The 23,595-nt window shown below is 71.4% G+C and carries 16 protein-coding genes; 11 read left to right on the top strand and 5 right to left on the bottom strand.

Annotated elements, in window-relative coordinates; translation table 11 throughout:
* Window positions 1-149: 149 nt before the first annotated feature.
* The 4 genes from FKD65_RS18615 to FKD65_RS18600 form a co-directional block, all read right to left on the bottom strand.
* A complete protein-coding gene (locus FKD65_RS18615; RefSeq protein ID WP_240810230.1) occupies window positions 150-1,676 on the bottom strand; it encodes a cell wall metabolism sensor histidine kinase WalK in 1,527 nt (508 codons plus the stop codon).
* 146 nt (window positions 1,677-1,822) lie between these two features.
* On the bottom strand, window positions 1,823-2,551 hold the full coding sequence (locus FKD65_RS18610; protein WP_240810229.1) for a response regulator transcription factor: 729 nt from the start codon (window positions 2,549-2,551) through the stop codon (window positions 1,823-1,825).
* 162 nt (window positions 2,552-2,713) lie between these two features.
* Window positions 2,714-3,241, bottom strand: a complete 528-nt coding sequence (gene def, locus FKD65_RS18605) for a peptide deformylase (protein WP_240810228.1) — start codon at window positions 3,239-3,241, stop codon at window positions 2,714-2,716.
* 219 nt (window positions 3,242-3,460) lie between these two features.
* Window positions 3,461-4,588: a DivIVA domain-containing protein gene (locus tag FKD65_RS18600; RefSeq protein WP_141578700.1), complete on the bottom strand. Its 1,128-nt coding sequence runs from the start codon at window positions 4,586-4,588 to the stop codon at window positions 3,461-3,463.
* A 270-nt stretch (window positions 4,589-4,858) separates the two neighbouring features.
* Between FKD65_RS18600 and FKD65_RS18595 the strand changes: the two genes are divergently transcribed.
* The 5 genes from FKD65_RS18595 (at window position 4,859) to FKD65_RS18575 (ending at window position 12,161) form a co-directional block, all read left to right on the top strand.
* Complete coding sequence (locus FKD65_RS18595; protein ID WP_141578699.1) at window positions 4,859-5,380, top strand: gamma carbonic anhydrase family protein; 522 nt, start codon at window positions 4,859-4,861, stop codon at window positions 5,378-5,380.
* Between the two features lie 86 nt (window positions 5,381-5,466).
* Entirely contained in the window at window positions 5,467-9,606 is a 4,140-nt protein-coding gene (locus FKD65_RS18590) for an AAA family ATPase (RefSeq protein WP_141578698.1), read from the top strand.
* A gap of 270 nt (window positions 9,607-9,876) precedes the next feature.
* Window positions 9,877-10,068 (top strand): hypothetical protein, encoded by a 192-nt coding sequence (locus FKD65_RS18585; protein ID WP_240810227.1) that lies wholly within the window; start codon window positions 9,877-9,879, stop codon window positions 10,066-10,068.
* A 321-nt stretch (window positions 10,069-10,389) separates the two neighbouring features.
* A complete protein-coding gene (locus FKD65_RS18580; RefSeq protein ID WP_141578697.1) occupies window positions 10,390-11,007 on the top strand; it encodes a DUF47 domain-containing protein in 618 nt (205 codons plus the stop codon).
* Window positions 11,004-12,161, top strand: a complete 1,158-nt coding sequence (locus FKD65_RS18575) for an inorganic phosphate transporter (protein ID WP_302931609.1) — start codon at window positions 11,004-11,006, stop codon at window positions 12,159-12,161. The genes FKD65_RS18580 and FKD65_RS18575 overlap by 4 nt, the downstream gene beginning before the upstream one ends.
* A 221-nt stretch (window positions 12,162-12,382) precedes the next feature.
* Here FKD65_RS18575 and FKD65_RS18570 read toward each other — a convergent pair whose 3' ends face one another.
* Window positions 12,383-14,062 carry a bifunctional UDP-sugar hydrolase/5'-nucleotidase gene (locus FKD65_RS18570; RefSeq protein ID WP_141578696.1) on the bottom strand — a complete coding sequence of 560 codons (1,680 nt, stop codon included), beginning with the start codon at window positions 14,060-14,062 and terminating at the stop codon, window positions 12,383-12,385.
* 288 nt (window positions 14,063-14,350) lie between these two features.
* Between FKD65_RS18570 and mshD the strand changes: the two genes are divergently transcribed.
* The 6 genes from mshD to FKD65_RS18540 all read left to right on the top strand — a co-directional run bounded on the left by mshD (window position 14,351) and on the right by FKD65_RS18540 (window position 21,708).
* A complete protein-coding gene (gene mshD, locus FKD65_RS18565) occupies window positions 14,351-15,358 on the top strand; it encodes a mycothiol synthase (protein ID WP_240810226.1) in 1,008 nt (335 codons plus the stop codon).
* Between the two features lie 343 nt (window positions 15,359-15,701).
* Window positions 15,702-16,805: a phosphate ABC transporter substrate-binding protein PstS gene (gene pstS, locus FKD65_RS18560; protein ID WP_141578694.1), complete on the top strand. Its 1,104-nt coding sequence runs from the start codon at window positions 15,702-15,704 to the stop codon at window positions 16,803-16,805.
* A 149-nt stretch (window positions 16,806-16,954) separates the two neighbouring features.
* Complete coding sequence (pstC, locus tag FKD65_RS18555) at window positions 16,955-17,878, top strand: phosphate ABC transporter permease subunit PstC (RefSeq protein WP_205718864.1); 924 nt, start codon at window positions 16,955-16,957, stop codon at window positions 17,876-17,878.
* Window positions 17,875-18,780, top strand: a complete 906-nt coding sequence (gene pstA / locus FKD65_RS18550; protein WP_141578692.1) for a phosphate ABC transporter permease PstA — start codon at window positions 17,875-17,877, stop codon at window positions 18,778-18,780. The genes pstC and pstA overlap by 4 nt, the downstream gene beginning before the upstream one ends.
* Before the next feature lie 114 nt (window positions 18,781-18,894).
* On the top strand, window positions 18,895-19,671 hold the full coding sequence (gene pstB, locus FKD65_RS18545; RefSeq protein ID WP_141578691.1) for a phosphate ABC transporter ATP-binding protein PstB: 777 nt from the start codon (window positions 18,895-18,897) through the stop codon (window positions 19,669-19,671).
* A 780-nt stretch (window positions 19,672-20,451) separates the two neighbouring features.
* Window positions 20,452-21,708, top strand: coding sequence for an HNH endonuclease signature motif containing protein (locus FKD65_RS18540; protein ID WP_141578690.1), 1,257 nt, complete (start codon window positions 20,452-20,454; stop codon window positions 21,706-21,708).
* Window positions 21,709-23,595 lie beyond the last annotated feature (1,887 nt).

Raw genomic sequence — 23,595 nt, 5'->3', positions numbered from 1 at the left:
GCCGACTCTTCGTCGAAGCTGGCCAGGGCGCGGCCTCCCGCTCCCCGTCGAGACCGGGGCGCGCCCTGTGCGTCCATTGGAACCCACGATCCTGAACGTTCCCTGAATGCCGCCTCATTCTTGGAGCACCGCGCCCCGTGAGACCGCCCCTAGTCCTCCGCCAGGGGCAGGACGACCGTGAACGTCGCGCCCTCGCCGGGCGTGGAGTCGGCCCGGACCTCGCCGTCGTGGGCGGCGACGAGCGCGGCGACGATGGCGAGGCCGAGACCGGCTCCGCCGTGGTCGCGCGAGCGGCCCTCGTCGGAGCGGTAGAAGCGCTCGAAGACCCGCTCCACCTGCCCGGGAGCGAGGCCGGGCCCCCGGTCGGCGACCGCGACGACCGCTGCCGGCTCGCCGCGCAGCGTCCCCGGCGACAGCCGCACCTCGACGGGCGTGCCCTCCGGCGTGTGCGCGACGGCGTTGCTGAGGAGGTTGCCGAGGACCTGTCGCAGCCGCGGCTCGTCCCCCCGCACCTGGTAGGCGAGGCCTCCCTCGACGGTGAGATCGATCGTGCGGTCGGGTGCCAGGATTCTCGCCTCCTGGACAGAATCGGCGGCGACGGCGAGGAGGTCCACCGGGCGCCGCTCGATCGGGCGCTGCCGGTCCAGGCGGGCGAGCAGGAGGAGGTCCTCCACGAGCAGGCCCATCCGGGACGCGGTGTCCTCGATCCGGCCGATCAGCCGGTCCGCCTCCTCGGGGGAGCGCGCCGCGCCCTGCCGGTAGAACTCGGCGAACCCGCGGATCGCGGTCAGCGGGGTCCGCAGCTCGTGGCTGGCGTCCGCGACGAACCGCCGCATCCGCTCCTCCGAGCGCAGGGCCGTCTCCTCCGAGCGCCGCGCCGTCTCCTCCGAGCGGAGGGCCGTCTCCTCCGAGCGCCGGGCCGCCGCCTCCGACTCCGCACGCGCCCGGAACGCCGCCTCGATCTGCCCGAGCATCGTGTTCAGCGACCGCCCGAGCCGGCCCATCTCCGTCCCCGGGTCGGCCTCCGGGACGCGCCGGGACAGGTCGCCCGCCGCGATCGCGCCCGCCGTCTCCTCCACCGTCCAGAGGGGTCGCAGGCTGGCCCGGACGACGGCGACGCCCACGACCACCAGGACGGCCAGCACCAGCAGCCCGACGATCGCGTCGATCACCACGAGCCGCTGAACCGTCTGGTCGATCTCCTCCATGCTGAACGCGAGCACGAGGATCGCGCCGCCGGGGATCGGTTCGGCCAGGATCCGCCAGGTCGACCCGCCCGTCCCGGTGACGGTGAACGGCCGGTCGATGTGCTTGTCCAGGTTCGCCGGGAGCCGCGGATGGCCGGACTCGCTCCACGCCGGATTCTGCCCGAGCGAGCGGCCGTCAGGCGTGCGGACCTGCCCGTACATCTCGCTCGGGATCCGCACCGTGATCTGCGCCTGCCCGGCCTGCAACTGCGGGACGGCCTGGTCGACGGCCCGGCCCACCGACCCGCGCAGCTGGTCGTCGGTCCGTCCGACGAGGTACTGCCGCAGCACCGACGCGCCCGCCGCGCTCATCACCGTCATGCCGAGGGTGACCAGGATGAGCATCCCGGCGATCAGCTTGACGCGCAGCGACGTGCGCGACCACAGCCGCGCGAGCCCTCCGGTGGGCGCCGCGCGCCCGGCGCCCACCACCGGGCTCGCTCCGCCCGGCGCCGGGCCCCCGCCACTCGGCGCCGCGTTCCCGGCGCCTCGCGTCGCGCCCCCCGCGCCTCGGGCCGCGCTACCGGAGCCGCGCGGCTCGGGAGGGCCGCCGGACGCCGGGGCACGCGTGGCCATCAGCCCGTTCTCGACGGCTCGCGCAGCACGTAGCCGACACCGCGCAGGGTGTGGATGAGCCGCGGCTCGGTGTTGTCGACCTTGCGGCGCAGCGCCGACACGTACGACTCGACGATGCCCGCGTCGCCGCGGAAGTCGTAGTTCCACACGTGGTCGAGGATCTGCGCCTTGGACACGACCCGGCCCGCGTTGGCCATGAAGTAGCGCAGGAGCTTGAACTCGGTCGGCGACAGCTGGACGGCCCTGCCACCGCGCCACACCTCGTGGCTGTCCTCGTCCAGCTCGATGTCGGCGAACACCATGCGCGGCGGCGGCTCGGACACGCCGCCGCGGAACCGCCGCAGCACCGCCCGGATGCGGGCGATGACCTCCTCCAGGCTGAACGGCTTGGTGACGTAGTCGTCGCCGCCGATCGTCAGCCCCTTGATCCGGTCCTGGACGGCGTCGCGCGCGGTCAGGAACAGCACGGGGGTGTGGTCGCCGCCGGACCGCAACCGCCGCGCGACGTCGAACCCGTCGATGTCGGGCAGCATCACGTCCAGCACGATGAGGTCGGGGCGGTGCCGGCGCGCCGACTGCACCGCGTCCGCCCCGTTGGTGGCGGTGATGACGTCGAAGCCGGTGAAGCGCAGGCTGCCCGCGAGAAGCTCCAGGATGTTGGGCTCGTCCTCGACGACGAGGAGCGTCGCCTCCGCCGTCCTGCCGCCGTTCGCCGCACGTTCAACCACTTGCACAGTCCCCCTCCACATCATCGCAGAGGGTGCCATCCCAACCTGAACGTCCCCTGAACGCGGGCAGGGGAGAGGCCGAGTGCCGGTGCCGAGCGGATGGCCCGCAGGGGCCGGCGGGGGGCTGTGCCTACTGAGTGCTGTGCCTACTGGTTGCTGTGCCTACTGGCGGATCGCGCGGATCGCCCGCATGGCCTCGCGGCGCGCGTCACCGGACAGGACGTCGATGTAGACCTTGCCCGCCAGGTGTCCGCACTCGTGCTGGAGGCAGCGGGCGAAGTAGCCGGTGCCCTCGACGCGGACGGGCCGGCCCTTGACGTCCACGCCCTCGACGACGGCGTGCTGGTAGCGGGGCGTGTCGAAGCGCAGCCCGGGGATGGACAGGCAGCCCTCCGACTCGACCACCTGCTCGCCGTCGGCGGCCACCAGCTCCGGGTTGACGACGTGGCCGATGTGGCGGCGGCCCTTGTCGTCCTCGACGTCGTAGACGAACAGCCGCAGGCCGACGCCGATCTGGTTCCCGGCGAGGCCGGCGCCGTCCTCCTCGTACATGGTGACGAACATGTCGTCGACGAGGCGCTCCAGGGAGGCGTCGAACGTCCGGACCGGGTCGCACTCGGTGCGCAGGACCGGGTCCCCGAGAAGCCTGACCGGGCGGGCGGTCCCGCGCGGATGGGTCCGTTTGCTCACGATCAAGATCCTATATAACGCGAGACCACCCGAAACGGCGTCTCCGCGAGGCCGTGCCCCTGGAACGCGCCCCCGGAACGCGCCCCTGGAACGCGCCCCTGGAACGCGCCCCCGGAACGCGCCCCCGGAAACGCCGCGGGCGGTGCGGCGGGCCTGCTCAGGACCCTCCGCACCGCCCGCCGTGCTCGCGGCGCTCGCTCTCCAGCAAGGCGCTCCGCGCTACAGCTCCATGGGGCCGCGGGGCTGCTGCGGCGGGATGGGGGCGGTCGCCGGGCCGCCGGTGTCGTCGTCCGGACGCGCGGGCTTGGCCTGCGGCGGGACGGACGGCGCGGGCGCGTCGGCGGCCGGGGACGGCTCGGGCTTGACCGGGGGAGCGGTCTGCGGCGGCGTCGCCTGACCGGGCTGACCCGCCTGACCCGGGGCTCCCTGGCCCGGAGCTCCCTGCGCCGGGCTCGCCTGCCCTGGGTTCGCCTGCGCTGGGCTCGCCTGCGCCGGAGCGGGGGCGTGGGCGGGCTTGGCCGGGGCGGGCTTCGCGGGGGCCGGCGCCGGCTTGGCGCCCGCCGGCTTGGCCGCCGCCGGAGACGCGTGCTGCTGGGGAGCGGGCTGCGCCTGCGGAGCGGGCTTGCCCTGGGGGCGGGGCCCCGGGCTCTGCCGGACCGCGTCCTCGACCATCTTCTCCAGCGGGCCCGCCTCGTTCTCGGCGGTCAGCAGCCGGTGCAGCGTCTCGCTGATCTCGGTGAGGCGCTGGAGGGCCTGCGTGTGGTTCTTGGTGAGCGCGGTGAGCCGCTGGGTCGCGCCCTCGTTGATCACGCTGGCACGCCGCTCGGACGCGGTGAGGGTGCGCTCGGCCTCCAGCCGGGCGCCGGTCACCGTCTGCTCGGCCTCCTGCTTGGCGGACGACAGGACGCTCTCGGACTCCTTCTTGGCGGAGGCGAGGACGTGCTCGGCCTTCTCCTGCGCCTGGGCGAGGTTCCGGTCGGCGTGCGAGCGGGCCTCGTCGATGATCCGCTTGGACTCCTGCTCGGCGTCCTTGCGGATCTCGGTGCCCCTGGCCTCGGCCTCGGCGAGCTTGTCCTGGGCCTCGTCCTCGGCGAGGTTGATGATCTGCCGGAGCCGGTCGCTCAGGTCGTCGCCGGTCGGCTTGCGGGCCTCCCGGACCTCGGCCATCTCGCGGCGGATCCGCTCGACCTCGTCCTGCGCGCGGGCGAGCCGCGCCTCGAGTTCACGGTGCTTCTGCTGGGCGCGGGCGATGTAGTCGTCGACCTGGCGGCGGTTGTAGCCGCGCATGACGATCTCGAAGGACTCTTCTTGGAGGAGGTTCGGCAGGATTTCGGCTTCGTTGCTCATGATGCCTTGGGGGTCGTTGGCGGGGGTCGGCGCCCCGTCAGTGTCGGTCGAGAGTCGGTTGAGTCGCGATCCTCACCCGCCGGTGAGCGGCCCACGGTGGGAAACGTCAGGACGACTCTTGTCCGGTCCACCCCATTCGCGCAACCGGAACCGCACTTCTCGCTGCCGTTTTCCTCGCATGGGCGCGCACGTCAGTCGTATGGGCGTGCGCGACAAACTATCCAATCTTGGGAGAAATCGCTCGGCCGGGGGGCGGCTACCATCGGCGCCATGAGCTACCTGGGAGCGCTGGGCGAGGACCGGCCGAGGATCGACCCCGCGGCGTGGGTCGCGCCCGGCGCCGTCGTGGTCGGACGGGTCACGCTGGGCCGCGCGTCCAGCGTCTGGTACGGCTCGGTGCTGCGCGGGGACGACGAGGAGATCATCGTCGGCGAGGAGTGCAACATCCAGGACCTCGGCTGCATGCACTCCGACCCGGGCATGCCCGCGGTCCTGGAGGACCGGGTCAGCCTCGGCCACAAGGCGATGGTGCACGGCGCGCACGTCGAGACGGGCTCGCTCATCGGCATCGGCGCCATCGTGCTGAACGGCGCCCGGATCGGCTCCGGGACGCTCATCGCGGCCGGCGCGCTCGTCCCGCCCGGCAAGAAGATCCCCTCCGGGGTGCTCGTCGCGGGCACGCCCGGCAAGATCGTCCGGGAGCTGACCGACGACGACCGGGCGGTGCTGCGGTACACGCCCGAGGTGTACGTGCAGAAGGCCGAGCGGCACCGCACCGCGGAGTGGGAGTGAGTTCCCGCCTCTGATAATTCCCTGACCTGCGGGGACGCGGTGAATGGGCCGGTGGGGGGAGTCCCGGCGCGATTCTGCTGACTACCATGACCATCGTGGTGTGGGGACCGGGCTATGGCAGTGCTCCGCCGCCCAGCCCCCAGGCTGGGCATGATCCGTTCACGGAGGCAGAGCGCGACACGAGGGCGATGGTGGCCGCCGCGTGGTGGCCGTCGGCGCCCCCGCAGCAGCGCCATCACGCCATCGCCGGGCGCATGCTCGTCCTCCCCGACGGGACGTGGTGGCTGTTCGGCGCGTGGGCCCGCTGGTACCGGCTCCACCCGTCCGACGGGCAGTGGTACCTGTGCCCGCCGCCGCGCATCCCCGCCGTCCGGATGGCCGCGAGGCCCGCCCAGCAGCGGGCGGGCCAGGTGCCGGCGCTCCCGCCGCACGTCATCCCGGCCGGGCCCGACTTCTCCTACGACCCGCCGTCCGGGCTGCCCTTCGTCGCGCACGGGTTCGCGACCGAGTTGACCTCGCGGGTCCGCTCGACCGTCGAGTCCGCCGCCACCCTGGCCGCGCCGGACTACCCCCACTGGTGGCGGGAGTTCACGAGCGAGACACCGTCCACCGTCGCCGTCGCCTGGGGCGTGATGCTGTGGTGCTCCGCCGCGCCCGCGTTCGACTCGCGGCTGGACGCCCAGATGCTCGACCTGTGGAAGCCCTACCGCGCGAGGTCCTTGCCCGACGTCGACGGCCCGCGCTGGCTCACCCCGCCCGCCCTGGAGACGCTGGTCGCGCTCTACTCCGAGCGGCTGCGCGCCAGCCGGGTGGACGCGGCGGTCGTCGTCCTGCGGACGATGTGGGCCGTCGCCAGCGCGCTGCGCGACGACGTCCGGTTCCAGGTGAGGGCCGACGCGCTGCTCGCCATCCTGGGCAACACCCTGTCCAACCCCACCGTCGACTACGGGGCGCTGCCCTACGGAGACCAGGCGATCGTCCAGCAGTGGCTGACGCGGTGCCCGCCCCACCTGGTCCCCGCGCTGAGGAACGAGAGCTCGCCGGGCGACAACTTCCGGCACGCCTTCTACACGCTCAGCGAGCTGATAGCCGACCTGTCAGGCGACCCCGCCGAACCGGCGTACATCGAGCCCCGGCTCGTGGCCGCCGCCCTGCTGGCCGCCGATCTGGACGTCGTCCGCAAGGACATGGTGGGCACCATCGTCCCCTGGCTCGACCCTGAGATCCGCTACACCGTCCAGGCGGTGTCGGAGCAGAGGGGGCATCCGCTGCGCCGGCTGTGGCCGCAGGACATGCGGCTTCCGGAGCCGCTGCGGTCGGCCGCCGGATCGGGGCCGGGCGCCGAGTCGCTGCTGGCGGCCATGTACGAGGTCGACCTCGCGTGGTGCCGGCTCGGCGGCATGCCCGCCAGGCCGCGCGGCTTCCCCGTCCCGACCGCGGTCGTCGCCGGGATCATCGGACGCAACCGGGCCCGCGCCACGGCCGCCGCGCCGACGTCCACGCCCCCGGCCAACCCGGCGCCGTCGCAGCCGTCCCCGTTCAACATGCCGAGCCAGCCCGGCATCGCTCCCGGCGCGTCGCCGCAGGAGGCCTCCGGGGCGAACTTCGCGCCGTCCGAGCCCGACCGCCCGTTCGTCCAGCCGCCGGCGCAGCCCGGCTGGGAGAACGCGCCCGGGCCCGCCGCCGGGCACGCCCAGACCCCGGCGCCCGGCCAGGGCCAGCAGGCGGCGTTCAACTCCCCGGGCTTCGCCTCCCCGGATCCGGTCATGGGCGGCCATTCCCCCGCCGAGGAGGACAAGGACGAGGGCAGCGCCGCGCCGCCGTACACCGAACTCGGCTTCCAGCGTCCCGGCGCGGCCCCGCCGGCCCCCGCGCAGAGCCCTTCTCCCGTGCAGAGCCCAGCGCCCATCCAGAACCCCGCGCCCATGCAGAGCCCGGCACCGCCCGCGCCCATGCAGAGCCCGCCGCTCTCCCCGTCCCAGCCCGCATCCCCGTCCCAGCCCGCCGCGCCGGAGCCGGTCCAGGCGGGCCACACGCCCGCGCCACCGCAGGAGCTCGGCGGCTTCTCCCCGCCAGAGGAGGAGAAGCAGGACGACAACTTCCTGCCGCCGTACACCCAGCTGGGCTACCAACCCGCGGGCTCCGCTCCGCCGCCCCAGCCGAACGTCCAGCCGGGCCCGGCGAACCCCGCGCAGCCCCCGCCCGAGCCGCAGCCCCAGGCGTTCGACCCGTACTCGACGCGCGTGGAGGACGCGGGCAGCCCACAACAGCAGGGCCCGCCACAGCAGAGCCCACCGCAGCAGGGCCCGCCGCCCGCGCAGGGGCAGCCGCCGGGGACGCGCGTCCTCGGCCCCGACGACCTCGAAGAGGGCCCGGCGAATCCGGCGCCGCCCGTCCCGGGAGGCGGCCCGGGGACGAAGTTCATGTCCCAGACGATGGTCGGCGACTTCGACTTCCTGGACGACACGCCCTCGCCGGACCAGCCCGTCAGCGAGATCCCGCCGCCGAGCGACCGCAGCACCCGCCGCGTACTGGAGCGGTTCGGGCTCGGCTTCGTGTACGGCGAGCACGACGCCGCCGTGCTGCTCGGCGACCTGAAGGCGCAGGCCGAGGAGTGGAACGCACCCGCGGGCGAGGACATCGAGCGCACCCGCGTGGACGGCGCGCCCAGCTCGATCGGTGCGGGCGTGCCCGGCGTGCTGCTGGTCGGCAACCCGCACTCGGGGCAGCGCCGGCTCTCCCGGATGATCGCGCTGACGCTCGCCAACGCGGGCCTCGGCGACGGGTCGATCCGCGCGCACGACGCCGAGGACGTCCGGAACGCGCCGCCCGAGCGGATCGCGCAGCTGCTCGGGCAGCCCGGCCCGGTGATCCTCTTCGAGCGGCTGGACGTGGCCGTGGGCAGCGCGGCCGACCCGGGAGCGGTCGCGGGGGCGGTGCGCCGCGCCCGCCGCGACCCGGTGAACACCACCCCGGTGATCGCGACCTGCGAGCCGCGCGCCTACAAGCGGCTGATCCAGGACCACCCGAAGCTCGTCCAGGCGTTCCGCGTCCACCGGCTGCCCGATTTCGGCGACCTCGACAACCGGATGACGCTGCTGCACCTGCTGGCGGAGGAGCGGCGGGTCACGATCGGCGCGGCGGCCATGGACGCCGCCCGCGCCGACCTGGAGCGGCTCCGCGGGCCCGGAGACCTGGTCAACGCGCGGCTCGTCGAGGCGTACCTGGACCAGGCCGCCCAGCGCAACATGGAGCGCGCCGGGGCGTCCCACGACCGGCTCGTGCTGACCCCGGACGACCTCGCGGGCGTCGCCGAGGGGATCGAGCCGGCGCTGCGCCCGGCCGGCGACATCGACGGCTACCTGCACCGGCTCGACCAGCTCACCGGGCTGGAGGACGTCAAGGCGGCCGTGCTGGAGCTGGCCGAGGAGGCGGGTCTCGCGGCCGACCGGGCCCGGTACGGGGTCTCCGGCGACGACCCGCGGCACCTGGTCTTCACGGGGCCGCCCGGCACCGGCAAGACGACGGTCGCCGGCCTCGTCGGCGGCATCTACGCGGCGCTGGGGCTGCTCAGCTCCGGGCACGTGGTCGCCTGCCGTCCCGTCCACCTGGCGGGACGGGACCGGGCCGACACCGAGAACCGGGTCGCGAGCATGGTCGACCAGGCGCTCGGCGGCGTGCTGCTCATCCAGGAGGCGCACCTGCTCGACCGCTCTCCCGCCGTCGTGGAGGAGCTGCTGCGCCGCATGAAGCGGGGCGCGGAGGGCAGGGCCAGGTTCATCGTGGCCTGCTCCAGCCCGGCGGCGGAGATGGAGGGCTTCCTCGCGGGCAGCCCCGCGTTCCGCGCCCAGTTCGGGCGGATCCTGGAGTTCACCGGGATGGGCGACCGCGACATGGTCCGGCTGTTCCAGAGCTACGCCGAGCGCGACCTCTACATGCTGGACGAGGAGCTGCGCGTCGAGCTGCTCAACCGGTTCTCACGGATGCGGGAGGACCCGCAGTTCGCCTACGCGCGGACGGTCCGCGCGCTGTTCGAGCAGACCGTCGCGCGGCAGGCCGCCCGGCTCGCGGGCGCCGACGTCAACGCCGCGACCGTGGCGCGGCTGACCGTCCGCGACCTGCCGGAATCGTCGCTGGAGCAGATGCTCGGAGCCCTTCACCAGGGGACAGGCCACCAGGGGACAGGCCACCAGGGGACAGGGCAGGGCTTCCAGCCGGGACGGTGACCGGTCTGCCCGAAGAGGCGGTGACTGGCCCGTTCGTGCCATGGGTGATGGGCCGCGCGCGTGGCTCCGCGCATCAGACGGGCACCACCCGGGAAGACCAGGGGGCACGGGTTCCGCTCCCGAGAGCGGCGGGATGCCGCCGCCCGGCGGCGCGTGGCGGCCTCCCCCGGACGGACAGGGGCGAGGTGGCCCTCGAATGGCCCTCTTGGGTCATGTGCCCGCCTGGGCGAGACGCGTAGCCTCGACGACGGGTGTGGGGAACGAACGGAGGTGGACGCGGTGCGCCAGAACCTCGATCTGCGCGTCCACGACCGCGTTGCGCTGGACGAGATCGAACTCTATGCCGAGATGCTGAGCGCGGTGGCCGCGGCGGAGCGTCCGCTGACCGTCGCGGAGATCGACATAGTGCTCGGAGTAGGGTCCGGCGACGCCGGTCGTCGTGAGCTGACGCCACGGGATTGAACCACCGCTGCCGGGGACGCCGTTTCGGCGTCCCCGGTTCGTCTTTTTAGCCGCGCCGTAGTCCGGAGCCCAGGTCGCGGCACTGTAACGAATCTCACTCATGATCATCGCTGTCGCCCTGCGTGTCCGCCCCGCAGGGCCCGAACCGGCGGGCGTTCCGCCAGATAGGGGGCTTCCGGCGGGGTAGGTACCTCCTGATCTAGGGCAATCTTGTAGGTGAGAGGATGGCGGACAGCAGTCGAAGCTAGGGCAAAGGTTCTTTTTACGGCTGGTTGCGCCTACGATCCTCTGCGGACTGTTCCGGCCCTTCAGGAGAACGACGTGCGCTTGCGTCTCACGCCGCGTGAGGACAGCTTCTACGACATGTTCGCCGACTCGGCGAACAACCTGGTCACCGGCGCCAGGTTGCTCGTGGAACTCATCAGCGACGGCGCCGACCGCGCGGCGATCGCGGAGAAGATGCGCGCCTGCGAGCATGCGGGCGACGAGAACACCCACGCGATCATGCGGCGGTTGAACGAAACGTTCATCACGCCCTTCGACCGCGAGGACATCTACCGGCTGGCGTCCACGATCGACGACGTCATGGACGAGATGGAGGAGGCCGCGGACCTCGTTGTGCTGTACAAGATCAACGAGTTCCCGAAGGGCATCGTCCACATGGTCGAGGTCCTGGAGCGTGCCGCCGAGCTGACCGCCGAGGCGATGCCGAAGCTGCGGTCGATGAAGGAGCTCAACGAGTACTGGATCGAGATCAACCGGCTCGAGAACCAGGGCGACCAGGTCTACCGCAAGCTGCTGGCGCAGCTGTTCAGCGGCGAGTACGACACCCTGACCGTGCTGAAGCTGAAGCAGATCATCGACCGGCTGGAGGACGCCGCCGACGCCTTCGAGCACGTGGCGAACACGGTCGAGACCATCGCGGTCAAGGAATCATGAGCGCTGCCGAGGACGCCGGCTCAACCCTCACCCGCGAGTCCCCGGCCGCCGAGACGCTGGGCGAGCAGGCGACGCGCCGGGTCTCCGGCCGCGCCTGGCTGCTCCTGCTGGCGGGCGTGCTGGTCGTCATGATCGCGGGCGCGCTCGGGCTCCGCTCGGGCGCGCAGACGGGGGTGCTGATCCTCGTCGTCGTGGTCGCCCTGGTGTTCGACTACACCAACGGGTTCCACGACGCGGCCAACGCGATCGCCACGGCGGTCTCGACCCGGGCGCTCACCCCGCGGGTGGCGCTCGGCATGGCCGCCGCGATGAACATGATCGGGGCCCTGCTGGGCGTCGGCGTCGCCAAGACGATCAGCGAGGTCATCACGCCGCCGACCGGGCTGCACGGCCTCACCGTCGTCGCGGCCGGTGTGCTGGGCGCGATCACCTGGAACCTGATCACCTGGTACTTCGGGCTGCCGTCCTCGTCCTCGCACGCGCTGATCGGCGGGGTCGTCGGCGCCGGGCTGGCCTCGCTGTCGGAGGTCAACTGGTCCAGCGTCGTCGACAAGGTCGCGGTGCCGATGGTGCTGTCGCCGGTGGTCGGGTTCTGCCTCGCCTACCTGGCCATGGTCGCGATCCTGTGGATCTTCCGGCGGTCCAACCCGAGCCGGGTCGGCCGCCGCTTCCGCATCGCGCAGACCATGTCCGCCGCGTCCCTCGCGCTCGGCCACGGGCTGCAGGACGCCCAGAAGACGATGGGGATCATCGTCCTCGCGCTGGTCACGACCGGGCACTCGGACGGCAAGACCGTCCCCTGGTGGGTCATCATCGCCTGCGCGGGCGCGCTGTCGGCCGGGACCTACGCGGGCGGGTGGCGCATCATGCGCACGCTGGGCCGCAAGGTGATCGAGGTCGATCCGCCGAAGGGCTTCGCCGCGGAAGCGACCGCCTCCCTCGTGCTGTACGCGACCGCGTTCATCTGGCACGCTCCAATCTCCACCACCCACACGATCACCTCGGCGATCATGGGGTCGGGCGCGACCAAGCGGCTCTCCGCGGTGCGCTGGGGCGTCGCGGGCAACATCCTCGTCGCCTGGGTGCTGACGATGCCGGCCGCGGCGGCGGTCGCGGCGGCCGTCTACTACGTGGTCCACTTCTTCGGCGCGTGATCCGCGAGGCCGCTCCGGCGCCCCCGATCCGGCCTTGATCCGGCCCGCTCCGGCCCCGATCAGGCCTTGATCCGCCCCCGCGCGAAGCGTCGAGCGGACATGCGTGCGGCCCGCGCCCCGAGCGCCGTGAGGCGCCCGGGACACGGGCCGCGGTTCTGATCGTCCGCCCGGAGCGTGATCACCCGCCGGAGCGTGTGGTCACCCGCCCGGGACGCGTGTGATCACTTGCCGGAGATGCGGTCCAGCGCGGGCGGGGAGATCGTGCCCTGCGCATTGAAGTAGGCGACGAACGCGTCCAGGTCGATGGCGCCCAGGACCTGGTCCTTGCCCTCGGTGAAGACGGTGAAGCCGTCACCGCCGCCGAGGAGGAAGTTGTTCGCCGCGACCTTGTAGGTGGCGGCCGGGTCGACCGGGGCCCCGTCGATGGTGATCGCCGAGACGCGGTCGCCGACCGGCTTGGCGCGGTCGATGGTGAAGTGCAGGTTGGCCGACGGCTGGAGGATCTTCTCGCCGGCGGACGTCCACTGCTGCTCCAGGAGGCCGTCGATCTGCGCGCCGGTCAGCGACGTCACGCCCATCACGTTGCTGAACGGCTGCACGGCGAACGCCTCGCCGTAGGTGACGACGCCGTCGCCTTCGGAGCCGCTCGCCTTGTAGACGAGGTCGGTGCGGACACCGCCCGGGTTCATCAGCGCGACCTGGGCGCCGAGGTCCTTGGTGCCGGCGAGCTGGCCGTCGGCGATGACGTCGCCGAGCGCGGTCTCGCCCGCGGCGGACGGGGCCCGGGTCACATCGGCGGTGATCTTGCCGATGGGCTTGTCGGCGATCACGGAGACCCGGTCCTTCCAGGTCTGCACGAACCGCTCCGTCGCCGGGTCCGGCGGGACGTCCCGTGTCACGACGTGGTTGTCGCCGGTGACCGAGGACCGGACGATGTCGCCGGTCCGCCGGTCCACCTTGAGGTTGACCTCGGTGATGACGCGGCCGAAGGAGGAGCCGGAGGAGAACAGCCGGGGCCTGCCCGCGGGGTCCTTCACCGAGCAGACGTACTGCTGGTGCGTGTGCCCGGTCAGCACCATGTCGATCTCGGGGTCGGCCTGCTGGGCGATGCGCGTCCCGGCGCCCGGCACGACGCCGCACTCGTCCGGCCGCGAACCGGACTTGACCTGGTCGCCCTCGTGCACGAGCAGGACCATCGCGCGGACGTGGCGGCGCTTCAGCTCGCGCGCGGCGCGGTTCGCCGCCTCGACCTCGTCCTGGAACTTCAGGTCCTTGATGCCCTCGGCCGTGACGATGCTCGGGGTGGTCTTGGTGACGACGCCGATGATGCCGATCCGGACGCCGTTGATCTTGCGGATCGTCCACGGCCTGATCGCGGGCCTGTCGTTCTTCTTCAGCAGGACGTTCGCACCGAGGTAGTCGAACTTCGCGCCGCGCCACCTGCCCGCGGGCGAGCAGCCGTCGACGGGGTGGCAGCCGCCGTTCTGGATGCGCCGCAGCTCCTGGTAGCCCTCGTCGAATTCGTGGTTGCCCACCGCCGACGCCGTGACGCCGGCGTCGCCGAGGAACTGCACGGACGGCTCGTCGTGGTAGGCGGCCGAGATCAGCGGCGAGGCGCCGATCAGGTCGCCCTGCGCGACGGTGAGGGTGTCGCGGTTGCGCAGCTGCTTGAGGTGGGCCGCGATGTAGGCGGCGCCGCCCGCGGGAACGGCGTTGCCGTTCTCGTCGATGGCCGTCCCGGAGCTCCCGGACGGGGGTTCGAGGTTGCCGTGGAAGTCGTTCAGTGCGAGGAGCCGCACGGACGCGGTCGGCGCGGGGCGCGCGGCGGCGGGTTGCGCGGCCACGCCCACGACCGTCAGCCCCGCCGCGGCGCAGGCCAGGAAGGTGCGTCGTCGAATCATTCTGAGGACGTTAGATTCGATCGGCATACGGGACTCGGCGGCCTGATGACGTTTCTATGACGAATTGACCAGGGAACATGCGGTCTGGGGGTTTCGCTTGGTGTGGGTCCGCCGGTGCGGCGACCAGCGGGGCTCACCGGGCGCGTCGGCTCGCGGCCATGATGCCCCCTCTGCGGCGGCCGGCGAGGGCGACATGCCGCAACGTGACGAACCGGCGGCCGGCGTTGGGGAACAGCCCGCCAGGACGGGTTCGCGGGGGCCTGGTGGCGTCGGCATAGGCTGTGGGGCGTGAGTGAGCTGCGGGCGCGCGGGACGCTGGGGGACGGAGAGGTCGCCGAGGTGCTGGCGCTGGCGCTGGCGGCGACGGAGACCGACGGTGTGGGGCCGTTGTCGGAACACGCCCTGCTGGCCCTGCGGGGCGGCCGCTCGGGGCTTGCAGTGTCCGATAGAGGCGCCGTCGTCGCCTATGCCCACTTCGACCCGGCCTCGGCTCCCGATGCGGCTTCTCCTGCCGATGCGGCCTCGGCTCCCGATCCGGCCTCTGCTCGCGATCAGGCTTCTACTCCCGATGCGGCTTCAGTTGGGGAGCCCGCGGCGGGGGAGCTGGTCGTCCACCCGGAGCACCGGCGCCGGGGGCACGGGCGGGCGCTGCTGCGCGCCCTGCGGGACGAGGCCGGCGGCCCGCTGCGGGTGTGGGCACACGGTGATCTTCCGGCCGCCGCCGCGCTGGCGTCCGCCGAGGGGATGCAGCGGGCCCGCGCGCTGTTCCAGATGAGGCGCCCGGCGGCCGACCCGCTGCCGGAGGCGAGCGCCGCCGAGGGCGTCTCGATCCGGGCCTTCGAGCCGGGCCGGGACGAGGGCGCCTGGCTGGAGGTGAACGCCCGCGCGTTCGCCGACCACCCGGAGCAGGGCGCCTGGACGATGGAGGACGTCCGCGAGCGCGAGACCGAGGACTGGTTCGACCCGGCCGGTTTCTTCCTCGCCGAGCGGGACGGGCGGCTCGTCGGCTTCCACTGGACGAAGGTGCACCCGGGCGGCATCGGCGAGGTCTACGTCGTGGGCGTCGACCCGTCCGCGCAGGGCCTCGGGCTCGGCCGCACGCTCACCCTGCGGGGCCTGCACCACCTGCGCGACATCGGCATGGACCAGATCATGCTGTACGTGGACGAATCGAACGTCGCGGCCGTCCGCCTCTACGAGTCCCTGGGCTTCACCCAGCACGCCGTGGACGTCATGTACGCCAACCGCATAGCCCCTACACGGCCGCCGCATAGCCCCTGCACGGCCACCGCATAGAGCCCCTGCATAAGTTCCGCATAGCCTCCGCGCAGCCTCGCCGCACAGCCCCTCCCACCTGGGAGAACCCGTGGTTACCCGGATCCCGGCGGGCCAACCCTCCTTGAGGTTGCCTCGACCGGGATTTTGGGCTTCTGAGCTGCGCTGTTAACCCTGTGTCCACGACATATCGGGATATTCTTCGCAACTCTGCGCGTCTGCGTTCATTCGCCGTTCACCTGGATCGGGGCGGCTGGTCACCTCGCCTGCCTAGCGTCGCTTTCGACGGCGAACCCGTCGTCCGGCCGACATGGGCCGGGGCGGCTCGGGGGACCCGCCCGACGATACTCAAGGAGACCCTCCGGTGAAGAACGGTTCCCGACTCGCTGCCCTGGGCGGTGTGGTCGTCGCGGGGGCGCTGGCCCTCTCCGCCTGCGGGAGCGACAACAACACGACGGCGAGTTCGAGCGCTGCGCCGTCCGGCGACATCGACTGCGCCAAGGCCAGCGTCAACGCGGCCGGCTCCAGCGCGCAGAAGAACGCGATGGAGGAGTGGACGAAGCTCTACTCGTCCAAGTGCGCGGGCGCCAACCTGAACTACAACCCGAGCGGCTCGGGCGCCGGGATCCAGGCGTTCACGAGCGGTCAGGTGTCGTTCGCCGGCTCGGACTCGGCCCTCAAGCCCGAAGAGGCCACCGCCGCGCAGAAGCGCTGCCAGGGGAGCAACGCGCTGAACCTGCCGATGGTCGTCGGCCCGATCGCGGTCGTGTACAACGTGAAGGGCGCGGACGGGCTGAAGGTCTCGCCGGAGACGCTCGCGAGCATCTTCTCCGGCAAGATCAAGACCTGGAACGACCCGGCGATCGCCAAGGAGAACGACGGCGCCAAGCTGCCGTCGGAGCCGATCAAGCCGGTGTACCGCTCGGACGAGTCCGGCACCACCGAGAACTTCACGAACTTCCTGCACACCACCGCGCCGAAGGTCTGGACGTGGGAGAAGGCCAAGAAGTGGCCGAACTCCACCGGCCAGGGCGCGCCCAAGTCCGACGGCGTCAGCAGCCAGGTGAAGAGCACCGAGGGCGCGATCTCCTACGTGGAGCTGTCGTACGCGAAGAACAACCAGCTCCAGACCGCGCAGGTCAAGAACGGCGCGGGCGAGTACGCCGAGCTGTCCCCCGACAGCGCTTCCAAGGCCGTCGCCGGGGCGCAGGTCGTCGGCACCGGCAACGACGTCGCGCTGAAGATCGACTACTCGACCAAGGAGCCGGGCGCCTACCCGATCGTCCTGGTCACCTACGAGATCGCGTGCGAGAAGGGGCTGCCCGCCGAGCAGGGCAAGTTCGTCAAGTCCTTCCTCACCTACACCTCCAGCGCGGACGGCCAGAAGATCCTGGTCGACAAGGGCTACGCGCCCCTCCCGCAGAGCGTGCTGACCAAGGTCCAGGCGTCCGTCAAGGCCCTGTCCTGACAGCAGAAAACGGAAACCGCAGCCCCGCCGCCGATGATTTCGGCGGCGGGGCCGCCGCGGGTTCCGCCGACATGATCGAAGGAGGACCTCCCGTGACGAGCGAGACCGGGGTCCGGGCGGCCACCGGCGTCGATCGCCGTGCCGCCGGGATGCGGATGGGCACCGGGCGGGCCGGAGACAAGATCTTCGTCTCGGCGGCCCGCGGTTCCGGCATCATCGTGTTGCTGATCATGGCCGCGATCGCGGTCTTCCTGGTGTGGAAGGCGATCCCGGCCCTCCAGGACAACAAGGCGAACTTCCTCACCGCCGAGGAGTGGAACCCGAACGCGGCGCCGCCGAGGTTCGGCATCGCGCAGCTGGCGTTCGGGACGGTCGCCTCCTCGCTGCTGGCGATGCTCATCGCGACCCCGGTCGCGGTCGGCATCGCGCTGTTCATCTCCTTCTACTCGCCGAGGCGGCTCGCCTCCGGGCTCGGGTACGTCGTGGACCTGCTCGCGGCGGTGCCGAGCATCGTCTACGGGCTCTGGGGCCTGGCCTTCCTGTCCCGGCACATGGAGGGGATCAGCAAGTTCCTGAACGGGGCGCTCGGGTGGATCCCGCTGTTCGGCGGCGACTCCCCGGGCAAGAACTCGATCTTCACCGCCTCCGTGGTGCTGGCGATCATGATCCTGCCGATCATCTCGTCGATCTCGCGCGAGGTGTTCCTGCAGGTGCCGCGGGCCAACGTCGAGGCCGCGCAGGCGCTCGGCGCCACCCGCTGGGAGACGATCCGGATGGCGGTGCTGCCCTACGGCCGCTCCGGCATGATCGGCGGCGCCATGCTCGGCCTCGGCCGCGCCATGGGCGAGACGATCGCGGTTGCGATGGTGCTGACCTTCGTCCCCGGGATCAACTGGCACATCCTGGAGAACGGCGGCGCCACGTTCGCCTCCAACATCGCCAACAGCTTCGCCGAGGCGTCCGTCACCGGGCGCGGCGCGCTCATCGCCTCCGGCCTGGTCCTGTTCGTGATCACCCTGCTCGTGAACATGGCCGCCCGCGCGGTCGTCGCGCGCCGGAAGGAGTTCGTGTGACCGCCGTCTCCACCAGCAAGCCCGGGCCCGGCGCCCGGCTCGCCCCGGTCTCCACCGGACGCAAGATCAAGGACCGGGCCGTCCAGGGCCTGGTCTACCTCGCGTTCGCGCTGGCGCTCATCCCGCTGGTCTCGGTGCTGTGGACCGTGGCCGTGAACGGGTTCAAGCGCCTCGACCTGACGTTCTTCCAGTTCTCGATGAACGCCGTCAGCGGCAGCGACGCCGGCGGCGGCGCCTACCACGCGATCATCGGCACGCTGGAGCAGGTGCTGATCACCAGCCTGATCGCCGTTCCGATCGCCGTGCTGACCGCGATCTACCTGGTGGAGTACGCCGGGAACGGGCGGCTCGGCAAGGTGATCAGCTTCACCGTGGACGTGATGACCGGCATCCCGTCGATCGTCGCGGGCCTGTTCGTCCTGGCCCTGTGGCTGCTGACGTTCGGCTTCGACTTCTCCGGACTCGCCGGGTCGCTCGCCCTGACGATCCTGATGATCCCGACCGTCGTGCGGGCGACCGAGGAGATGCTCAAGCTCGTCCCGAACGACCTGCGCGAGGCGTCCTACGCGCTCGGCGTGCCGCGCTGGCGGACGGTCTGCTTCGTCATCCTGCCGACCGCGATGACCGGAATCGTCACCGGCGTGATGCTCGCGGTCGCCCGCGTGATGGGCGAGACCGCGCCGCTGCTGCTCACGATCTTCTTCACCAAGGCGATCAACAACGACCCGTTCAACGGCGCGCAGGCCTCGCTGCCGACCTTCATCTGGGAGCAGGCGGCCGACCCCAGCCAGAACTCGATCGACCGCGCCTGGACGGGCGCGCTCGTGCTGATCGGGATCATCATGCTGCTCAACCTGGTCGCCCGGTTCGTCGCGCGGCGCAAGGCCCCCACGGGGCGCTGATCATCTTGTCCCCGCAGCCGCGTGTGATCCAGCCGTGTGCGATCCAGCCGTGTGCGATCCGGCAGCCGCGCCGTTCGCGGAGCCCGCTGACCCAGAGAAAGGAACCCTGACCCCATGGCCAAGCGGATCGAGGTATCCGGGCTGCACGCCTACTACGGCGGCGTCCACGCCATCGAGGACATCTCGATGACGGTCGAGCCGCGCTCGGTGACGGCGTTCATCGGGCCGTCGGGCTGCGGCAAGTCCACGTTCCTTCGCACCCTGAACCGGATGCACGAGGTCATCCCGGGCGCCCGGGTCGAGGGCAAGGTCATGCTGGACGACCAGGACCTCTACGACTCGTCCGTCGACCCGGTCGCGGTGCGGCGCATCGTCGGCATGGTGTTCCAGCGGCCCAACCCGTTCCCCACCATGTCGATCTACGACAACGTGGCGGCCGGGCTGAAGCTGAACGGCGTCCGCCGCAAGAGCCAGCTCGACGAGGTCGTCGAGGAGTCGCTGCGCGGCGCCAACCTGTGGAACGAGGTGAAGGACCGGCTCGGCAAGCCCGGCGCCGGCCTGTCGGGCGGGCAGCAGCAGCGCCTCTGCATCGCGCGGGCGATCGCCGTCCAGCCGCAGGTGCTGCTGATGGACGAGCCATGCTCGGCGCTCGACCCGATCTCCACGCTCGCGATCGAGGACCTGATCGAGAAGCTGAAGACGCAGTACACGATCGTCATCGTCACGCACAACATGCAGCAGGCCGCGCGCGTCAGCGACCGCACCGCGTTCTTCAACATCGCGGGAACCGGCAAGCCCGGCAAGCTCATCGAGATAGACGACACCAGCAAGATCTTCGCGAACCCGGAGCAGAAGGCCACCGAGGACTACATCACCGGCCGCTTCGGCTGACCACTGCTCTTTCGGGGCCGCGGGCGGGCTTGGTCCGCGGGCGGCTCGGGTTCGCGGATGGGTTGGTTTGCGGACGGCCTGGTTCGCGGGTGGGTTGGTTCGCGGCTGGGTTGGGCGTGGGCTGGGTTGCTTCGTGGACTTGGGTTGCTTCGTGGGCTTGGTGGTTCGCGGGCCTGCTTGGGCGTTTGGGCTGGTTCGCGGGCGAGCTTTGGGCAGCGGCGGAGTTGGGCCGTGTGCAGGGGTGAATTGCGGCCAAGGTAATTTGCGGGGGAGTTTGATCGGAAGAGAATGCGGGATGGGTGCCGCGTTCTCGGATGCCTGGATAGTGGAGTCTTCACTGGAGTTCCCGGCGGCATCGTAAATTGCCCGTTTGTTCGTTCCTCGATCGTTTGTTGTTCGGCCGTGGTGGGGGGCGGCGCTGCGTACGGGGCCGCCCCTCCAAAGTCAAGGGCGCCTTCGGCGTCGCTTCGCGATGGGACTTCGTCCCACCCTTGACTTTGGAGCCTCTGCGGCCCCTGGTGCAGCTTTCGTCGGGCAGGCTCCGCCTGCCCCCGCCCGACGCGCCGCCCCCACCCCAGCCAAGAGCGTTTCAAGGGACAGGGTGGGCGTCGGGCCTGCGACGCAAGGATTCTCAGCGGGCGCGTTTCGTTGCCGGACGTGATCCTTTTGTCTAAATTGCAGAGTCTTGTCCCTCTCTGGATTTGCCATGATCGATAATTCGTTCGATGAATTTTCGGGAATTGGGGGTGTGGGTGAAGATCAAGCGGCTATCATTTATGCATGAGGTCGATCGCAATTGATCTGGACGGGGCGTCCACCATGGAATTGGTGAACGCCGCGTCGGCGATCGCGGCCGAACTCGCTCGCCGCACTCCACCGGAGTCGGCGGCGGCCTGCATGGAGTTGACCGAGACTCTCGCCTCGGCCGGAGATATGAACGAGGCGGCGCTCGCCGGGTTCGTCGGCGTTGTCGACACCAGCCGGGAAGTGCAGCGGTGGGGCTTCCCCTCAACTCAATCCTGGCTGCGCAACCGGCTGGGCCTGCGCGACGCCCGCGCCAAAGAGCGACTCAACCTGGCCCGCCAGCGGCACCGCCTCACCGAGCTCACCTCCCGCTGGGAGCGCGGGACGGTCTCGTTCGGCTACGCCGCCACCATCGCCGGTGCGGTCGCCCGCCTCGACGACCACGACTGCCGTGCCGCCGAACAGATCCTGCTCGGTATGGTCGACCAGTCCTGCTCGGCCGGAAAGGTGGCCGCGTTCGGCAAGCGGATCCGTGAGGTCATCGCCGAACGCGACGGGCGTGAGGAAGCGCCCGAGGACGTGCAGCGCGGCTACGAGCGGTCCTGGATCGACTCCACCCGCTCGCTGGACGGCGGCCGCTACATCAAGGGCTGGCTCAACGCCGAGGACGCCGCCGTCTGGGAGGGCACCCTGGCGCCGCTGGCCAAGCCCGCCGGGCCCGAGGACCACCGCGACCTGTCCGAGCGCACCGCCGCCGCGCTGACCAGCGTCCTGTCCGGCGGGCACAAGGCCACCAAGGTCACCGTCATCTGCGACCTGGACACCCTCACCGGCAGCCCCACCCCCGCCCGCCTGACCGACGGCACCCCCATCCCCGCCGCACAGGCCCGCCGCATCGCCCTGACGGCCGGAGTCTCACCCCTCCTGCTGGCAGGCGGCCACACACCCCTCTACCTGGGACACAAGGTCCGCTTCGCCACCGCCGCCCAACGCCAAGTCCTGGAAACCCTCTACCCCACCTGCGCCGTCCAAGGCTGCCAAGTCCCCGCAACCCTGTGCGAAGTCGACCACGTCAACGGATGGGCCCTGGGCGACAGCCCCACCGACATCGACAAACTCGCCCTGTGCTGCGGATGGCACAACCGCTACAAACACACCAACCCCCAACACATCCACACCACCCACGACCCCACCACCGGCCGATACCTCTACCGCCTTCACCCACCCGGCACACTCAAGGTCCTCCCGATCAGCGCCCCCAGCCGCCCCCCACCCTGGGCCGAAGCCGCCTGACCCGCCGGGCCGCCCGGCCATTGCCCCACGGCAATGGCCGGTAGCCCCATGCCTGCAACCCACCCGAATTCCTTCGGCAGAGTGGGCTTGAGGGTCGTTGCCGAGATGGAGGCCTGGCGCGCCCCGGCCGCTGGACGCGGGGTATCCGGTGTTGCTGATCGACGCGCCGTGTATGAAGCTTCGCGAAGACCGGTGTCCAACCGCCCGATCTACGTAGCGCTGGACATCAGCAGCCCCGCCGAGAGCGCAACGTGCTGGGACTGCGGGGTGGGCGCCGAATGGGCGTGCGCACCGGACCGCGCAACCGAGGCGTGCGGGGTAGTTCCATCCCCCCGCGACGGCCTCAAGGAACTACCGGAGGCGAGCGAGGAGATCAGGCCGTAGGCCCCATACAGCCGTACGTGGTGCAGTTGGCCCGCTCGTCTCTGCGCCATACCTCCAGAGCACCCTGGAGCCAGTGCATCCGCGACCTGCGGCAGACCAGACAGTCCCGACCGAGGCCGCCGCCCAGCAGCGGTTCACCGAGTTCGAGGCTGAGTGGGGCGACCGCTACCCGGCGGTGATCCGGCTATGGCGGGACGCCCGGCCGACGTTCACCCCGTTCCTGCGTTCCCGGTCGAGATCCACAAGATCGTCTACACCGCCAACGCGGTCAGGAACCTGAACGCCCGGCTCCGCCAGACCACCCGCCGACGCGGTCGCCTCGCCACCGAGCACGCAGCACTCGAGCTGCTCTACCCGGTCATCCGCCAGCCGCTGAAGAACCGGCCCCCCGTGACCACAAGGCACCCGGCTGAAAGGTCGCGCGCGCCGACCGCCCGGGCACCGCACTACGGTGACCGCATCACCCTGACCGGCAAGCTGATCACCACCTCACCCGCAGCCTCTCCGACAGGCCCCCGCGTGCGCGGTCGACGGTCCGAGTGGTGGGTGTCTCAGGTTCGGTTCTGGCGCTGTTCGGCGACGCCCTCTCCTGTTCTGTGGCGTGTACATGGTTGAGGCGCCGGAGTAGGTGTCTCAGGCCCGTCCCGGTGCTGCACTGCGGCACCCGCTCACTGTGCATACGGGTGGGCGGTCGACGGGTTAGGCATAGATGTACAGGTCTCCCCTCGTCCTGCCGGGATCGGTAGCGCGAGGTGTCGGGCTCTGAAGTCGGGGCGCGAAGGTTCGAACCCCGTCGGAAAGGCGCCCAGCCGTGCCCACTGCGGGCTGCGGTGGGTGGGGTGCGGCCGGTTGCCGGAGCGGCTCAGTGGCTTGTCGACTTGGCGGAAGGCAAGCAACCCGCGCTGGCGGTCAATCGATCAGCGCACCCGGCGGCGCCCGCACCGCCTCCGCAAAGCGGTTCACGCCCCCGACGACACGAGCCGCTGCACCAAATCTTTGGGCCGGGAGCACCCCATGACACATCCCCTGGTGAACGCGCACTGAATCATGCCCTCTTGGCTGGGGTGGGGGCGGCGCGTCGGGCGGGGGCAGGCGGAGCCTGCCCGACGAAAGCTGCACCAGGGGCCGCAGAGGCTCCAAAGTCAAGGGTGGGACGAAGTCCCATCGCGAAGCGACGCCGAAGGCGCCCTTGACTTTGGAGGGGCGGCCCCGTACGCAGCGCCGCCCCCACCACGGCCAAACGACCAACGATTAACGAGCACACGTCCGACGGACAGCGAACCTCGCGGGGAACCACTCAGGACCTTCCGGCTGGATCCTCGGGCCTCCAGGTTCTCGTGCCCCTTCAGGACTCGTTCCCTCCAGGTTCTCCTGCCCTCGGTTCGTTCGCCCTCGGTCGTCACGCCTCGGGTTCGTTCGCCCCCAGCCCCGCGCCCTTAATCCCACTCGCCATCAGTCCCGCGCTCCTGGTTGGTTCGCGCCCCAGTTCTGCGCTCCTGGCTC

The sequence above is a fragment of the Actinomadura sp. WMMA1423 genome, assembly GCF_006547145.1.
GTDB lineage: Bacteria > Actinomycetota > Actinomycetes > Streptosporangiales > Streptosporangiaceae > Spirillospora.
The sequence above is the reverse complement of the archived record's forward strand: the minus strand, read 5'-3'. Positions and strand labels throughout refer to the sequence as shown.

What these genes read in the sequence shown, in the direction of transcription:
- FKD65_RS18600 (WP_141578700.1), bottom strand. Translation starts at nt 4,588, where the DNA reads ATGAGCAACGAAGCCGAAATCCTGCCGAACCTCCTCCAAGAAGAGTCC.
- FKD65_RS18595 (WP_141578699.1), top strand. Translation starts at nt 4,859, where the DNA reads ATGAGCTACCTGGGAGCGCTGGGCGAGGACCGGCCGAGGATCGACCCC.
- FKD65_RS18590 (WP_141578698.1), top strand. Translation starts at nt 5,467, where the DNA reads ATGACCATCGTGGTGTGGGGACCGGGCTATGGCAGTGCTCCGCCGCCC.
- FKD65_RS18575 (WP_302931609.1), top strand. Translation starts at nt 11,004, where the DNA reads ATGAGCGCTGCCGAGGACGCCGGCTCAACCCTCACCCGCGAGTCCCCG.
- FKD65_RS18570 (WP_141578696.1), bottom strand. Translation starts at nt 14,062, where the DNA reads ATGATTCGACGACGCACCTTCCTGGCCTGCGCCGCGGCGGGGCTGACG.
- pstC (WP_205718864.1), top strand. Translation starts at nt 16,955, where the DNA reads ATGCGGATGGGCACCGGGCGGGCCGGAGACAAGATCTTCGTCTCGGCG.
- pstB (WP_141578691.1), top strand. Translation starts at nt 18,895, where the DNA reads ATGGCCAAGCGGATCGAGGTATCCGGGCTGCACGCCTACTACGGCGGC.
- FKD65_RS18540 (WP_141578690.1), top strand. Translation starts at nt 20,452, where the DNA reads ATGAGGTCGATCGCAATTGATCTGGACGGGGCGTCCACCATGGAATTG.